Below are 14,564 nucleotides of genomic sequence, written 5' to 3'. Positions count from 1 at the left end.
AGGGAGACCAGGATTTTCCGGCAGACATGTCATCGAATAGCCTGGTCGGCGTGAAGTTCCTGCGCCGTGGCGAGTCCACCCCCACCTCCGACAGCTCCAGCACCGATGCCGTCGCCGCGGTGGAGGACAAGACCGTCACCCTGGGTAAAGGGCGGCCGACGCCGTCCCGGCGGGAAGCCGAGGGCCGCCGCCGCGGTCCGGTGGCGCCCGCGCCCAAGACCGCCAAGGAGGCCCGCGCCCGCCGCAAGGCGCTGCGCGGGACCCGCGAGGACCGCAAGGCGTCCTCGGCCGAGCGCAAGGCCGATGCGAACGATCGTCGTTCCCGCATGCTCGCCGGCGAGGAGCAGTTCCTGCTCCCGCGCGACAAGGGTCCGGTCAAGAAGTACGTCCGCGACATCGTGGACGCGCGCCGCAATCTGCTCGGCCTGTTCATGCCGCTGGCGCTGGTGCTGATCCTCAGCATGATCCTGTCGCCGGCGCTGCAGGCGATCGTCACACTGGCCATGCTGGTGATGATGCTGTTCATGATCATCGAGGGCGTCGTCCTCGGCCGGATCGTGAACAAGCGGGTCCGGGAGCGCTACCCGGACACCGCGGATTCCTCGTTCTCGCTGGGCTGGTACGCCTTCGTGCGCGCCTCGCAGGTGCGCCGCATGCGTGCCCCGAAGCCGCAGGTGAGCCCTGGCGACGCGGTCTGATTGCCGCTGCTGCCGTCGGCGCTGACGGCGCTGGATGAATTCCCTGACGGGCGGTGTCTCACCGCCTGTCAGTTGTGTTCGCGGTAGGTCGACAGGGCGCGGACCTCGAGCGCCATGCGGTCACGGTCGCGGTCGACGACCTGGCTGGAACCGGCCATCTCCCAGGCGTTTTCGCGGTGGAAGGGGACGGCCCGGCCGGCCGCGGCCAGCAGAGCGACGATGCGGCGGAACACGGTGACTGCCTCGGGGGAGTTGGTCGCGGTGCGGAACTGGCCGGACGTGATGGTGGTCATGCGCGGATCTCGCTCTCATCGAGGGGTTCGGTGGTGTCTCCGGCCATGAAGCCGAAGGTCAGGGTGCCGAGCGCTGCCATGGCGGTTCCGGCTGCGACGATTGCGGACAGTGCTTGCATGGCAGTAAGTTTTCTCTAGGGAAGTTCCTGCCAACAGTGGCTGTTCTGACATTGTTCGCAAATATCCGGCCAGAGGGGATCGGACCATGCTCTCGAAGGTCGCCGTCGTACTCAACGACCACCTCGCCATGTTCGAATTCGGCGTCGTCTGTGAGGTTTTCGGCCTCGACCGGACCGCGGACGGACTGCCCGCCTTCGACTATCGGGTCTGCGGTGCGGAGCCCGGGAAACCGCTGAAGTCCAGCTCACCGGGCATTCACGTGACCCCCGAGTACGGGCTGGAGGAGCTGCGCGACGCGGATCTGGTTGCTATTCCTGCCTTTCCGATCTTCGCGGACAATCCCTTCGACCAGCGCGTGGTGGATGCCGTGCGGGACGCCGCGCAGGCCGGGGCCACGGTGCTCACGGTGTGCTCGGGGGCCTTCCTCGCGGGCGCGGCCGGACTGCTCGACGGGCGCAAGTGCACCACGCACTGGCGGTATGTCGATCTGCTGGCGGAACGGTTTCCACAGGCCACCATCGATCCCGATGTCCTGTACGTGGACGAGGGCAATCTCATCACCAGCGCGGGGACCGCGGCCGGCATCGACGCCTGCCTGCATCTGGTGCGGCGGGAACTGGGCAGCAGTGTCGCCAATGCCATCGCCCGCCGCATGGTGGTGCCGCCGCAACGCGATGGCGGGCAGCGGCAGTTCATCGAGCGGCCGGTGGTGGACTGCGATTCCGACAGCCTCAGCGAGACCCTGCACTGGATGGGTGAGCATCTGGAACTGCCGCACACGGTCGAAGCGCTGGCCGCGCGGAGCGCCATGTCGACGCGCACGTTCGCGCGCCGCTTCGCCGCCGAGACCGGGACGACGCCGGTGAAATGGCTGACCGGGCAGCGGGTGCTGCTGGCCAAGCAGTTGCTGGAGGACACCGACCTGGATCTCGAATCCCTCGCTCACCGTTGTGGATTCGGGTCCGGGGCGCTGCTGCGGCATCACTTCCAGCGGGTGGTGGGGATCGCGCCCGTCGAGTATCGGCGGCGGTTCGGCGCCCGCGTCTCTTGACTCGGCGCTGCCTGAAACAGGCGCGGTCCGAAGCGGTGCCTCGGGCTACGATGCGCAACCGTGCGTTGGGGAGTGATGATCGCGGCCGTGCCCTTGGCGGTGCTGGTGGCCAGTGGGACCGCCGGGTGCAAGGATCCGCGGAATGCGGCGGGGGACTGTGTGGTGGGGACTTCGCCCGATTCGCATGTGAAGCCGGCGCCCTGCTCGGGGCGGCACGACGGCAAGATCATCGCGAGTGTGAACCATCGATCGGACTGCCCGCAGGGCACGGACTGGTCGTATACCGCCAAGGACCTGAAGGTCATGTGCGTGCACAACGAGCAGAGCTCCTGAGCCGCACCCGGACGCGGGCGGTGAGACTACCGTCCGCGGGCGAGTGATCGTCGTGCCTACTCGGCCGGAGCACAGGCACAGTTGATACCGTGCTGACGTGTCGCACACTGCTCAGACAACCGATCGGCCGTTGCGGACCCTGGTGCTCGGTGGCGCCCGGTCCGGGAAGTCGGCTTACGCGGAACAGTTGGTCGCGTCGGAGGCGGTGCGGTACGTAGCCACCGCGGTGGCCGATCCGGCCGACGCCGACTTCGCCGAACGTATTGCGGCGCACCGGGCTCGGCGGCCCGCGAACTGGACGATCGTGGAGGGCGACGCCGTCGCCGCACTGGCCGAGGCCACCCCCGTCACCCTGGTCGACGACCTTGGCACCTGGCTGACCGCGCGGCTCGATGCGCGCGCCGCCTGGGAGTCGCCGCGCGGCATCGTCGCGCCGGATATCGATGCGCTCGTCAGCGCGGTGGCCGGATACGGGCAGCGGCTGATCCTCGTCAGCCCCGAGGTGGGGCTCGGCGTCATTCCGGCGACCGCCTCCGGTCGTCTGTTCCGCGATGAGATCGGCACGCTGAACCAGCGGCTCGCGGAGGTTTGCGACGAGGTCTTCCTGGTGGTGGCCGGGCAGCCGATGCGGATCAAGCCGGATGTTGCCGCCGCGCTCGCGGATGCGGCCGCAGCGAATTTTGCCGCCGCCGTGGCAACTTCGGCCCAGGCTTACGGAGCCGACGCGGATGGGGCTGCGGTGCAGCCGGTTTCGGCCGCTAGCGCGGAGGCTGGATCGGTCGGCAGCGGTGCAGTGTCCGCCGCGACCCCGGCGGCTCTGGTGAGCGATGTGGGGGTTGATGCGGGCGACGCGGCGGCTGCGGCTGGAAGCGCGCCGCGCAGTGCGGAACCGGGAATAACGGCCGCCGGGGCGACGGCTGCGTTGGGTGCCGCTGGGACAGTTAGCACTTCGACCGCGCAGGACAATCCGACGGCGGTCGGTGTAGATACCGCGACCGGCGGTGCGGACCTAGCCGGTGCGGGCTCCGCGACTGCGGCGAGTGCGGCCGGGGACGTCTCAGGTGCCCCGGTTCTGACCAAGCCTGTGCGGATTTCGTTCGGGCCGGTGCAGGGTCCCGATGCCGGGGTGCGGAAGGCCGCGGAGGAGCGGCAGTTGCAGCTGACCAAGCCCGCCGGGGCGCTGGGGCGGCTGGAGAAGCTGGCCAACTGGGTCGCGGCATGCCAGGGGGTGTGCCCGCCCAAGCAGTTCGAGCGGGCTCGGGTGGTGGTCTTCGCGGGCGATCACGGGGTGGCGCAGCACGGGGTGTCGGCCTACCCGAGCGAGGTGACCGGGCAGATGGTCGCCAACTTCCTGAACGGCGGGGCGGCGGTGAATGTGCTGGCGCGCCTGGCCGATGCCACCGTCCGGGTCGAGGACATCGCGGTGGATTCCGATACCGCGCCGGAGATCTCGCGGCACAAGGTGCGGCGGTCCAGCGGCTCCATCGATCGTGAGGACGCGCTGACCGAGGCCGAGGTGCAGGCGGCGCTGACCGCGGGCGCGACCATCGCCGACGAGGAAATCGATTCCGGCGCCGACCTTCTCATTGCCGGTGACATGGGCATCGGCAACACCACGCCCGCCACCGTGCTGATCGCGGCCGTCACCGACACCGAGCCGGTGATCGCGGTCGGCCGCGGCACCGGCGTCGACGATGCCGGATGGATCCGAAAGACCGCCGCTGTCCGCGACGCCATGTGGCGGGCCCGCCCGGTGGTCAAGGACCCGGTTGCCCTGCTGCGCACCGCATCCGGCGCGGACTTCGCCGCCATGGCCGGCTTCCTCGCCCGCGCCGCGGCCCGCCGCACCCCGGTCATCCTGGACGGCGTCGTGGTCACGGCCGCCGCCGTGGTCGCCGACCAACTGGCCCCGGGCGCGCGCGCCTGGTGGGTGGCGGGCCACCGCTCCAGCGAGCCCTCCCACACCATCGCCCTCCAGCGCCTCGACCTCGAGCCCCTGGTCGACATGAGCATGCGCCTGGGCGAAGGCTCCGGCGCGGTCGCGGCCCTCCCGCTGCTCCGCGCCGCCGTCGCCACCCTCGGCGAAATGGCGACCTTCGACTCCGCCGGAGTCAGCACCGCCGACACGGGCGCCGAAGCCGCCGGTGCCTAGCTCCCCACCGCTCGCGGCACCGAGCCCCGCCTCGCGAGACGCGGTGCCGCACAACCCGGTACGACGCCATGCGGTCGTAACGTCCCGGCCGATTGCCGCCGCCCGCGACCAGCGCGCCCACGGCAGCTCCGCGGGTGTGCCCGAACGACTGAGCTTGCGCGTCCGCTCCATGGGTGCGCCGGAGCGGCTCAGCTGGTGTGCCGGTTCTATGAGTGCGCCAGAGCGATTGAGCCGGTGTGTCGGGTTGGTGGATGGGGCTGAGCAGCTGGGACCATGCGCGGGATCTGTGCGTGTGCAGGAGCGGCCAGGGTGGTGCACTCGGGGCTCCGTAGCCGGCACTGGGGTGGCGGGAGCTGCGGAATGGGCAGCGTGGGAACGGTTCCGGGTGATCGCGTGAACGGGGTTCGGCTGGCTGTGTCATGGTTGACCGTGTTGCCGATGCGGGGGCCGGACGAGGTGGATCGGGCCGTGGCAGGGCGGGCGATCGCCTGGGCGCCGTTGGTTGGAGTGCTGCTCGGGGGTGGCGCTGCCGGATTGTTGTGGGGGCTGGGTGAATTGGGGGCCGCGTGGCTGCTGGCCGGGTTTGTGGCGGTGGCCGGGCTGGCGTTGATCACGCGGGGGATGCATGTCGACGGGCTGGCCGACACCATGGACGGGCTCGGGAGTTATGGGTCGCCGGAGCGGGCCCGGGAGATTATGAAGAGTGGTGGGACGGGGCCGTTCGGGGTTGCGGCGTTGGTGTTTGTCCTTGGGATTCAGGCGGTTTCGCTGGGGGCGCTGGCCGGGGGCGGGCGGTGGCTGGCAGTGGTGGTCGCGGTCGCTGTCGGGCGGGTCGCGGTGGTGCTGGCCTGCCGGCGGGGGATCGAGGCGGCTCCGGGTGCAGGATTCGGGGCGTTGGTGGCGGGGACGCAGCATCCCGTTCTGGGTTGGGTCTGGGGTGGGATCGCGTGTCTCGCAGCGGTGTTCGCCACCGGGAATCCGTGGCAGGGGCCACTGGCCGTGGTGCTGGCGCTGGCGGGGGCGATGCTGCTGGTGCGGCACTGTGTGCGGCGGTTCGGCGGCCTCAACGGTGACGTGCTCGGTGCTGCACTGGAAGTGAGCGTCACGGTCGCTGCCGCAGTGCTGTCGTTCGCCCGATAGGTCCTGTGTCGAAGTGAGTTGAGGGAAGCTGTTGTCCACGTTGGCAGATGGGTGAGGTTTCAGGTAGGTGGTGGTTCAGCGACCAAGAGAAACCGGAGTCCTACCGGAACTTTGTGACAAGCGCAGTGGCGCTGTAGCCGTCAGCACCGGTAACCACGACCCCCTGTAGGGCAGCGCGACACCTGCTGGAGCCAATGCCCAAGGGCGAGTGGTGCTATTCGCGCCAGGGGAAGGGAATGAGGTCCGGCTCGACCCAGTCGTTCTTCGCCTGTGGGAGGGCCAGCGTCCCCGGTCGGTAGAAGCGGGCCAGCAGGCGCTTGTCGAGCAGGACGCGATGATGATCGGCGAACGCGGTGAAATCGTCCTCGCCGGACTCGGTCGCGTGGTGCCCGACCAGTTCCACCCAGGCGCGGCTGACGGTCACGTGGTATTTCTGCGGTGCACCCGCGTAGCGTGCGGTTCGCTGAATACCGTTGCCGACCAAGTCGATTGCCGCGCCCACGCCGCAGCGGCGGACGGCGAGCCAGGTCAGGTGAACGTGCTCGCGGTGACCGAACCGTTCGGCGCTCGCCATCACTTCAGCCATCAACTCCTCGAAGTCGGTGTGGGCCCCGGATTGTGGTGAGGTCATGAGGACACCTCCGTGAGGGCTTGCAGACCGTCGCGCAGGCCTGCGACAACTTCCGCGGGCAGGCCGGCGAGGGCGCGGCGCTCCAGGTCGGCGATGGCTTGCCTGATGGCGGCGGCGGTAGTCCGTCCGGACGGGGTGAGTTCGATCAGTACCGCCCGGCGGTCTCCAGGGCGGCTCCCCCGAATGATGTGGCCACGCCGCTCGAGACGATCCAGCACGCTGGTGAGCGTCGTGGGTCGCGTACCTACGGCGGCGCCCAGTTCGGACACGGTACGCCCGCGGCCGTCGGCAAGGTTCGCCAACGCGTTGATCTCGGACGCGGTCAAATCCAGGTCAACCAGCTGGGCCGCGAGCACCTGCAAGGTGGCATGGGTCGCCCGCTGCAGCGCCAGCACAGCCGACCATTCGGAGGACGTCAACCTAGATTCCACGATTTCGTACTATACGATTTCGTAGCTTCTACTGCAAGCACTGCTCGCCGCACACCATGCGACCGTGCTGAATTACCAAGCCCGCCCCTCAACCACTTCGACACCGAACCCAGGTGCGGCTGCGGCATACCTCACCGCCGGCCAACTGCTCAGGCTGAAGGTCTGTGCCCTCGGCCGGAATTCGGACGCCGGCGCCAGGTTCGCGGGGTGCGGGACGAAGGTGTCGGCGGGCAGCACCCGCCCGGCCCAGTCGATGAGTAGCGCGACACGCCCGAACGCGGGAAATGTCGAGGCGCGCAGTGGATTCGCCGCAATCCCCGTATCCGTGTGACAGTTCGTTGCCCTTCGCGATCCGACCGCCCGGTGGCCGCGAATAACTCATGATCGCAACTGCCATGGGTGGGAATGGAGTCGTGCAATGCTCGGAATCCTGATGCAGCTGGGTGTGCTGGTTTTATTCGCGGTGGTGGCGGTGGGGGTCTTCGTGGCCGGAGATCGGGTGCGGCCGAAGTCGTGGCGGCACAGCGACGATGCGGGGGCGGGGCACATGATGCTGGACATGGTCAATATGTTCTTCGCGGCCATCGTGGCGTTCGTGGTGGTGATTCTGTGGGAGCAGTACGACACCTCCCATCAGCACACGGTGAGCGAGGGCAAGGCGCTGGTCAGCGTGTACGAGACCGCCAATGACATGCCGGCGCAGGATCGTAAGCAGATCCAGTCGCTGGTGACCGACTACACCAAGCAGGTAATCGGCGACGAGTGGAAGGTCATGGACGAGCAGCGGCGGCTGAGTCCGGCCGCGCAGGCGACGCTGGACGATCTGCGCCAGGCGGTGGCCTCCGCGCCCGCCGTCGACGCCGATGCCAAGTCGACCCAGGACAAGGCGCTCACCGCGGTGGACGCGATCGCCGAAGCTCGCTATGACCGCGGCCTGGATGCGGCATACCGACTGCCTGGATTCCTTTATGTGGCACTGTGGTTCGCGACCGTCATGCTGCTGTTCGGCACGGTCTTCTCCGGGGTGGTGGTCACCAAGCGCAGCATCCTCATGACCGGACTCTTCGGTGTGGTGATCGGCGCGGTCATCGTGGCCATCTACCAGCTGGACCAGCCGTTCTCGGGCGGCAACCACGTCTCCAAGGACGCCTACGAGCTGGCCCTGGCCCGCTTCCAGCACATCGCCTCGGGCGCGCCGGTGGCGAGCGGCGGCAATCCGCGCTGATCTGCTCGACCGAGCAACCCGCACTTGGCGTTCGGAGGCAACGTGAACGGAACTCGAAGAACAGCACGAGGATTCGCGGCGGCGACGGCGGTACCACTGACCGCGGCGCTGCTCGCCATTCATCCGAAGGTTGCGGCCGCCGATCCCGGACTACTTGAACTCCCGCCGATCGGTGAGATCATCAGCGGCAGCGCGGCTCCGGACACCGGAGCCGCACCGATCGATGCGTCCACGGGGAGCGCGCTCGGGCTGGGCACAGGCAGCAGCTACACCGGTAGCCAGGGCGGCGCGGGCAAGGGCGGGGCCACCACCGGCAGCTCGGCGGGAGTGGCGCAGAGTCCGGTGGCAGGAGTTCCGCTTGGTACCGGCGCGTCCGGCAGCGGCGAACCAGCGGACGGAACCGCGCCGCGCACAGCGGATCTCGCAATACCCGGACCGGCCACGGAGAGTCCGGCCGCCGCCCCGAACACCCTCGGCGGCCTGCTCGGCCTTAACTCGGGCAGCGTGCTCACCGCCTGTGCGGGCAGCGCCGTGCTGGGCAGTGCGGCACTGGGTTTGGGCCTTCTGACCGGCAGCAGCATGGGCTCGGGGTTGATCGGCCCCGGCTTCGTGCCCGGATCCAGCGGGCTGGTCGGGCCGGGCTCGGCCGGAGCGGGCAGCGTGGCGGTGGGCAGCGCGGCCACCGGAAGCGCGCTGCTGACCTGCATGCTCATGCTGCCGGTGCCCATGGCGCCGGGACCCGGTATCCCGCTGCAGATCCCGCCCGCGCCTGCCATTGCGCCCGCGGCCGCACCGATACCCGTACCGGCGCCTGCGGCGATTCCCCCTGCCCCGGTGCCGGTTCCGCCGCTGCCGCCCCCACCGCCGCCCGTCGAATACGCCGCCCCCATCCCACCCGAGCAGCGGCTGCCCCTGACCGCTCTCCAGGTCATGACCGTCATGATCATCACCATCATCGCCGGGGCCCGTGCCCGCCTCGCCCGAGCCCACCGTGGAGCGGTCGACTAGCGGGACGGCGTCGACGAGCCGAAAGTCATTGCCGGAACTTGGCTTCCAGATCGGTGGCGGTGGCCTGGAGATCGGCTGCGGTGTTGGTCTTGAAAATGCCCTGGAATCCCGCCTCGGCCTTGATCGCCGCCTCCACCTCCGGGTCGTGGTAGATCTGCGTCAGCTGCAGGTACTTCGGGTTGTCCTTGTCGGCGGCCCGTGCGGCGAAGATATTGATGTACTGCTTCAGGTCCGGGCGGTTCGGGTCATCGGTGTAGATGATCTGATCATTGGTCAGTCCCGCCTGCCGCGCCCAGGTGTCGTCGACGTAGGCGGCATCCACGCTGTCCAGTGACGCGGCGGTCAGCGTCGGGTCGATGGTGGTGAGCCGGATCTTGGAGGCGGGCTTGTCGACGTCCTCGAGCTTCGAATCCCACGAGCCGCCGTTCTTCAGCACGATCAGCCCGGCCGCGGCCAGGTTGAGCAGCGGCCGCACCTGGTTGGCGGGATTGTTGCTCAGGGTGATCTCCCCGCCCTGAGGGATCTCCGACACCGACCTGTGCTTCTTCGAATACAAGCCCAGCGGATAGATCTCCGTGGCCCCGATCGGTACGAGCGTGTCGTTGTTGCGGGCGTTGTAGTTGGCCAGATACCGGATGTGCTGGAACTTGTTGAGGTCGATGCGGCTCTGGGACAGTGCCGGATTCGGCTGGTTGTAGTCGGTGAAATTGGTGAACTCGACCGTGATGCCCGCGTCGGCGGCCTTCTTCTTGAACACGTCCCAGTGCGGTTGTGAGAGATCGTTCACGCCGATGCGGACCACGTCGCCGTGGTGTTCCGTGCCACAGGCGGCGGTCAGGGCCAGCGCGAACAGGACCGGAATCACCAGGAAACGGCGGAATTTTCGCATTTCAGGCACCGTAGGCGAGCGGTCGGCGCGGCCGGAAGCGTTTGGCTCCCCGGGATCGCAATCATTGCCCGGCGATTGCCCGCACGGTTGCATGGCCGGGTTCGATTTCCACCAGTCACGAAGCAGTACAAGCATGCGGGAGCACGAGTGAAATTCCATCGGGTACTGGCGATCCCGGTCCTGGTAGCAGCCGTCGCGAGCCTCACCCTCACGGCCTGCGGCAGCAGCGGCGACTCCGGCGGCACCACGGTGCGCATCGGCACCACCGAGTCCGATCCGCACTGGGACGTCTTCAAGGACAAGGCCAAGGAACAGGGCATCAACCTGAATATCGTCCACTACTCGGACTACTCGCAGCCGAATACGGCGCTGGCACAGAAGCAGATCGATGTGAATCTGTTCCAGCACCTGCAGTTCCTGGGGCAGTACAACGTGGCCAACAATCAGGATCTGACGCCGATCGGGGCCACGCAGATCGTCCCGCTGGGGCTGTACTCGAAGAAGCACAAGTCGGTGGCCGAGATCCCGCAGGGCGGAGAGATCGCCATTCCGAACGATCCGACCAATCAGGCGCGGGCGCTGTTCGTCCTGCAGGCGGCCGGACTGCTGAAGATCAACGGGTCCGTTCGCCAGCCGACGCCCGCCGATGTGGACAAGGGCGCGTCGAAGGTGAAGGTGACCGCGGTCGACGCGGCGCAGACGGCGCTGTCGCTGGAATCGGTGGACGGGTCCGTCGTCAACAACACCTACCTGCTCAAGTCCGGCATCGATCCGAAATCCGCGCTGTACAAGGATGATCCGGGCAATCCCGGCGCCGAGCCGTACATCAACGCCTTCGTGACCCGGGCCGCGGACAAGGGCAATGCCACCTACCTGAAGCTGGTGGACATCTTCCACAGCCCCGAGGTGCAGAAGTCGGTGCAGGAGGATTCCAAGGGCACCGCGCTCGAAGTGACGAAGAGCGGGCCCGAGCTGGAGCAGATCCTGGCGCGGGTGCAGCAGACCATCCGCGACACCAAGTGAGCGACGGCGGTGCCGTGACCGGCGAGACTTCGGCCGCGACCAGCTCCGTCGCGGCCGTCGAATTCCGGTCGGTCACCAAGGTTTTCCGGACCGGCAAGCAGCGCCACACGGCGCTCGACGGCATCGACCTGCGCATCGAACGGGGTGAGATCTTCGGTGTGATCGGCTATTCCGGCGCGGGCAAGTCCACGCTGGTCCGGCTGATCAATGCCCTCGAGCAGCCCACCGGCGGCACCGTGCTCGTCTCCGGAGACCCCATCACCGGCGTCCCGGAATCGCGGGTGCGGCAGTTGCGCCGCGATATCGGCATGGTGTTCCAGCAGTTCAACCTGTTCCGCTCGCGCACCGCCGCCGGCAATATCGAATACCCGTTGAAAGTGGCGGGCTGGCCACGCGCGCGGCGGAAGGCGCGCGTGTCGGAACTGCTGGAGTTCGTGGGGCTTTCGGACAAAGCGCGCAGCTACCCGGACCAGTTGTCCGGCGGCCAGAAACAGCGCGTCGGCATCGCCCGGGCACTGGCCACCTCGCCGTCACTGCTGCTCGCCGACGAGGCGACCTCGGCGCTGGACCCCGAGACCACCGGCGAGGTGCTGCGACTGCTCAAGAAGATCAACCGCGAGCTCGGCGTCACCATCGTGGTCATCACCCACGAGATGGACGTCATCCGCGCAGTGGCAGACCGCGTGGCAGTGCTGGCCGAGGGCCGAATCGTGGAGTTGGCCAGCACGTTCGAGGTGTTCTCGGCACCCGCCGCCCCACCCACCCGATCGTTCGTCGAGACGGTCCTGCACAACCGTCCCACCGCCGACGAACTACAGCGGCTGGGAGAACGGCGCGCCGGCCGCCTGGTGACCGTTGCCGTCGACGACGAGCACGGGATCGGTCCGTCCCTGTCCGCCGCCGCAGCCCAGGGCGTCAGCTTCGAGATCGTCTTCGGCGGCGTGAGCACCTTGCAGGACAAAACCTTCGGCAGCCTGACCCTCGCCCTGGACGGCCCCGAGGACGCCGTGCGCCAAGTGGCCGAACGCCTCGAGTTGGGGGAATCCGTTCGCAGGGTGGCGGTGGAGGCCGAGAGTGATCGGAGGAGCGCATGAGCGGCGGTGTGAGCAGTCTGGCTGCCGTGCATACGGATTGGGATCGGCTGCGGCCTGTGCTCAGTGAGGCTGTTGGGACCACGATTTACCTGGTGCTGCTCACCTTTGTCGTCGGCGGCACCATTGGGCTGGCGCTGGGGACCGCGCTCTATACGACGCGGAAGGGCGGGTTGCTGGCGAATGCGCCGATCAATCTGGTGTTGAACGTGCTGGTGAATGTGGTGCGGCCGATTCCGTTCATCATCTTGCTGGCTGCGCTGGGGCCGGTGACGCTGAAGGTGATCGGGACGACGATCGGTACGGATGCGGCGGCGTTCGTGATGATCGTGGCGGCTTCGTTCGGGATCGCGCGGATCGTCGAGCAGAATCTGGTGACCGTGGATCCGGGGGTGATCGAGGCGGCGCGGTCGATGGGGGCGGGGCCGCTGCGGATCATTCTCACCCTGCTGATTCCGGAAGCGTTGGGGCCCTTGGTGCTCGGGTACACCTTCGTCGTCATCGCCATTGTCGATATGTCCGCGATGGCCGGGACGGTCGGCGGGGGCGGGCTGGGCGACTTCGCGCTGGTGTACGGCTATCAGCGGTTCGACTGGCAGGTCACGCTGGTGGCGACGCTGATCATTATCGCCGGGGTGCAGGGCATTCAGTTCCTCGGCAACTGGCTGGCCCGCCGGGTGCTGCGCCGGTGAGGACGCGTGCGACCCGGCGGGACCTCGGTCAGCTCAGCTTCTCCAGCTTCGGGACCTGCCACTGCCCGTTCAGCACCTCGTCTTTCGGCGCGTATAGCCGCAGGGTGAGGGAGAACGGGCCGGTCTCCGGAATGGGCAGCCAGTGCCCGTCGGGCACGTCCGCGCCGGGATCGGCGCTCTGCACGGCGATCTCGACCGTGCCGTCGGCGGCGGGTTTGAGCGGCACCAGGTGGCCCACCGAGTAGATGCCCGCCGGATTCTGGATCAGGTAGCTCTGCTCGTCATAGGCCGTGAGCGACCAGAACGCGCCGACCGGCGGCAGCTGATCCTTGGCGAAGGTCACCCGGAATCGGTTGCCGCTCTCGGCCTTCGTGTCGATGCTCGGGTACACCGCGTCCCGGGGCAGATTCGCGCCCAGGCCGACCGCAGCGACCTGCGCGCGCAGCATGTAGTTCGTGCCGTACGTGCCGATATTGAGATCGAAGGTCCAGTCGTTCTGATGCTGGGCCTTGGGGTCTCGGTAGGCGGCGAGCTGTTTGCGGGCATCGGCGACGGCCGCGGTGAGGACGTCCGGGGGCGCGGTGCTCGCGGTGGCGTCGGCGGTGATGCCGATGGCGGCGAACCGCTTCATGGCGTCGGCGTCATCGGGCGCGGGCGGGTTGCGGGCCATCACCGCGCACATGCGGGTGAAGAAGGTGGGGCCGTCCATCTTCATCACCATCTGGGCCGGGACGCCGCCGCCCGCGAGCTGGGCGCCGGGGCCGCCGTGCACCGCGCTCGGGTCGTCGCTCCAGACGCTGAGCGGGGCCAGCTTCAGCTTCTGCTGCAGAGCCCGCACGTGCTTGATGTCGTTGTCGCCCTTGTACTCGATGCGGCCGAGCAACCAGCTGGTGTCGGTGGGCATGGCCAGCTGGGTCATGCCGTCGGGCACCGTGCCCTTCCATCCCGGCCCGGTGACCAGGTAGGTGTACGGCGGGCTGGGAACCCCGTCGTCGAGCCGGGGGTTCGTGCTGGCCGGATCGTGCACCGTGTTGGTCCACGCGTCCAGGAGCTGCATGAGCCAATATCGGCCGGATTCGATGGCGGGCACCTGCACCACCATCGGCTCGGTGCTCAGGTCCAGCCAGGCCTGGGAGTAGAGGGTGTCCAGGTTGAGCCGGACCACCTGCTTCTCCTCCGGTGTGGGCGGGTTCTGGTGCACGAATTGATTGGCCGGGCCGCCGGTTTCGCGGGTGACGTCCATGAGCACCAGCGGAAACCCGAAGATGTAGGCATCGGCGGCGACGGCCCTGGGGTCGTTGGCGGCCGGGGTGGTGCTGGTCGCGGTCGAGCTGCTGCCCGACGTGCCGCAGGCGGTCAGGCCGAGGGTGGCCAGCGCGGCGGCGCCGAGTCCGAGGGCCGTACGGCGGTTGACGCGCGGGGCGTCGCCAGTGGACGGGAGATCCATTGATACCGAGTCCTTTCCGAGAAGGTGTGGTGGCGAGGAGGACTTCCGGTGATACGAACACCCTATTGCAGTAGCACTGCAAGTATAGTGGCTAACCAGTGGTTACCGTACTGCTGCGGCAGCGAAGGAGCGCGCAAAATGAGCTCGGCCGATCTGATCGTCACCGGTGGACCGATCATCACCGTCGACGCGAACCACCCGAATCCCACCAGTTCGCCGTGACCGACGGCCGGATCATCGCCGTCGGCGGGGACGAGGTGCTGGACCGGCGCGGCGGCGGCGCCGAGATCGTCGATCTGGGCGGGTGGGCGGGCGCTGCTGCCGGGATTCGTTGAGGCCC

The 14,564-nt window shown here is 68.3% G+C and carries 16 protein-coding genes; 10 read left to right on the top strand and 6 right to left on the bottom strand.

What is annotated here, in order from left to right; genetic code table 11:
* Positions 1-26: 26 nt before the first annotated feature.
* A complete protein-coding gene (locus ACWEQQ_RS15420) occupies positions 27-698 on the top strand; it encodes a DUF3043 domain-containing protein (protein ID WP_379443590.1) in 672 nt (223 codons plus the stop codon).
* Positions 699-766: 68 nt separating this feature from the next.
* Here ACWEQQ_RS15420 and ACWEQQ_RS15415 read toward each other — a convergent pair whose 3' ends face one another.
* Positions 767-991, bottom strand: coding sequence for a hypothetical protein (locus ACWEQQ_RS15415; RefSeq protein WP_452348652.1), 225 nt, complete (start codon positions 989-991; stop codon positions 767-769).
* The gene (locus ACWEQQ_RS15410) at positions 988-1,110 is read right to left on the bottom strand and encodes a hypothetical protein (RefSeq protein ID WP_364616437.1); all 123 of its coding nucleotides are present in this window, start codon (positions 1,108-1,110) and stop codon (positions 988-990) included. Before ACWEQQ_RS15410 ends, ACWEQQ_RS15415 begins: the two co-directional genes overlap by 4 nt.
* An 86-nt stretch (positions 1,111-1,196) precedes the next feature.
* On the opposite strand from ACWEQQ_RS15410, the gene ACWEQQ_RS15405 reads away from it, so the two are divergent.
* From ACWEQQ_RS15405 to ACWEQQ_RS15390, 4 genes are all read left to right on the top strand, one after another.
* On the top strand, positions 1,197-2,162 hold the full coding sequence (locus tag ACWEQQ_RS15405) for a helix-turn-helix domain-containing protein (protein ID WP_452344581.1): 966 nt from the start codon (positions 1,197-1,199) through the stop codon (positions 2,160-2,162).
* Between the two features lie 60 nt (positions 2,163-2,222).
* Positions 2,223-2,495: a hypothetical protein gene (locus tag ACWEQQ_RS15400; protein WP_452344582.1), complete on the top strand. Its 273-nt coding sequence runs from the start codon at positions 2,223-2,225 to the stop codon at positions 2,493-2,495.
* A 97-nt stretch (positions 2,496-2,592) separates the two neighbouring features.
* On the top strand, positions 2,593-4,647 hold the full coding sequence (gene cobT / locus ACWEQQ_RS15395) for a nicotinate-nucleotide--dimethylbenzimidazole phosphoribosyltransferase (protein ID WP_452348651.1): 2,055 nt from the start codon (positions 2,593-2,595) through the stop codon (positions 4,645-4,647).
* 393 nt (positions 4,648-5,040) lie between these two features.
* A complete protein-coding gene (locus ACWEQQ_RS15390) occupies positions 5,041-5,787 on the top strand; it encodes an adenosylcobinamide-GDP ribazoletransferase (protein WP_452348711.1) in 747 nt (248 codons plus the stop codon).
* Positions 5,788-6,001: 214 nt separating this feature from the next.
* Here ACWEQQ_RS15390 and ACWEQQ_RS15385 read toward each other — a convergent pair whose 3' ends face one another.
* The gene (locus tag ACWEQQ_RS15385; RefSeq protein WP_452348650.1) at positions 6,002-6,418 is read right to left on the bottom strand and encodes a hypothetical protein; all 417 of its coding nucleotides are present in this window, start codon (positions 6,416-6,418) and stop codon (positions 6,002-6,004) included.
* A complete protein-coding gene (locus tag ACWEQQ_RS15380) occupies positions 6,415-6,849 on the bottom strand; it encodes a MarR family winged helix-turn-helix transcriptional regulator (RefSeq protein ID WP_452348649.1) in 435 nt (144 codons plus the stop codon). Before ACWEQQ_RS15380 ends, ACWEQQ_RS15385 begins: the two co-directional genes overlap by 4 nt.
* A 418-nt stretch (positions 6,850-7,267) precedes the next feature.
* Here ACWEQQ_RS15380 and ACWEQQ_RS15375 point away from each other — a divergent pair, with 418 nt between their 5' ends.
* Together ACWEQQ_RS15375 and ACWEQQ_RS15370 are read left to right on the top strand one after the other, a co-directional pair.
* Positions 7,268-8,074: a bestrophin-like domain gene (locus tag ACWEQQ_RS15375; protein ID WP_452348648.1), complete on the top strand. Its 807-nt coding sequence runs from the start codon at positions 7,268-7,270 to the stop codon at positions 8,072-8,074.
* Positions 8,075-8,116: 42 nt separating this feature from the next.
* Positions 8,117-9,082 carry a hypothetical protein gene (locus ACWEQQ_RS15370; RefSeq protein WP_452348647.1) on the top strand — a complete coding sequence of 322 codons (966 nt, stop codon included), beginning with the start codon at positions 8,117-8,119 and terminating at the stop codon, positions 9,080-9,082.
* Positions 9,083-9,107: 25 nt separating this feature from the next.
* Here ACWEQQ_RS15370 and ACWEQQ_RS15365 read toward each other — a convergent pair whose 3' ends face one another.
* Positions 9,108-9,971, bottom strand: coding sequence for a MetQ/NlpA family ABC transporter substrate-binding protein (locus ACWEQQ_RS15365; protein ID WP_452348646.1), 864 nt, complete (start codon positions 9,969-9,971; stop codon positions 9,108-9,110).
* Between the two features lie 147 nt (positions 9,972-10,118).
* Between ACWEQQ_RS15365 and ACWEQQ_RS15360 the strand changes: the two genes are divergently transcribed.
* The 3 genes from ACWEQQ_RS15360 to ACWEQQ_RS15350 are packed head-to-tail and all read left to right on the top strand — an operon-like array spanning position 10,119 to position 12,777.
* Positions 10,119-10,994 carry a MetQ/NlpA family ABC transporter substrate-binding protein gene (locus ACWEQQ_RS15360; protein WP_452344589.1) on the top strand — a complete coding sequence of 292 codons (876 nt, stop codon included), beginning with the start codon at positions 10,119-10,121 and terminating at the stop codon, positions 10,992-10,994.
* Positions 10,991-12,088, top strand: a complete 1,098-nt coding sequence (locus ACWEQQ_RS15355; RefSeq protein WP_452348645.1) for a methionine ABC transporter ATP-binding protein — start codon at positions 10,991-10,993, stop codon at positions 12,086-12,088. Before ACWEQQ_RS15360 ends, ACWEQQ_RS15355 begins: the two co-directional genes overlap by 4 nt.
* A gap of 26 nt (positions 12,089-12,114) precedes the next feature.
* Complete coding sequence (locus ACWEQQ_RS15350; RefSeq protein WP_364616575.1) at positions 12,115-12,777, top strand: methionine ABC transporter permease; 663 nt, start codon at positions 12,115-12,117, stop codon at positions 12,775-12,777.
* Positions 12,778-12,805: 28 nt separating this feature from the next.
* Here ACWEQQ_RS15350 and ACWEQQ_RS15345 read toward each other — a convergent pair whose 3' ends face one another.
* Positions 12,806-14,224: a DUF1254 domain-containing protein gene (locus tag ACWEQQ_RS15345; RefSeq protein WP_452348644.1), complete on the bottom strand. Its 1,419-nt coding sequence runs from the start codon at positions 14,222-14,224 to the stop codon at positions 12,806-12,808.
* Positions 14,225-14,564 lie beyond the last annotated feature (340 nt).

The organism is Nocardia sp. NPDC004123 (assembly GCF_053603795.1).
This window is presented reverse-complemented; position numbering and strand designations above follow the sequence as displayed.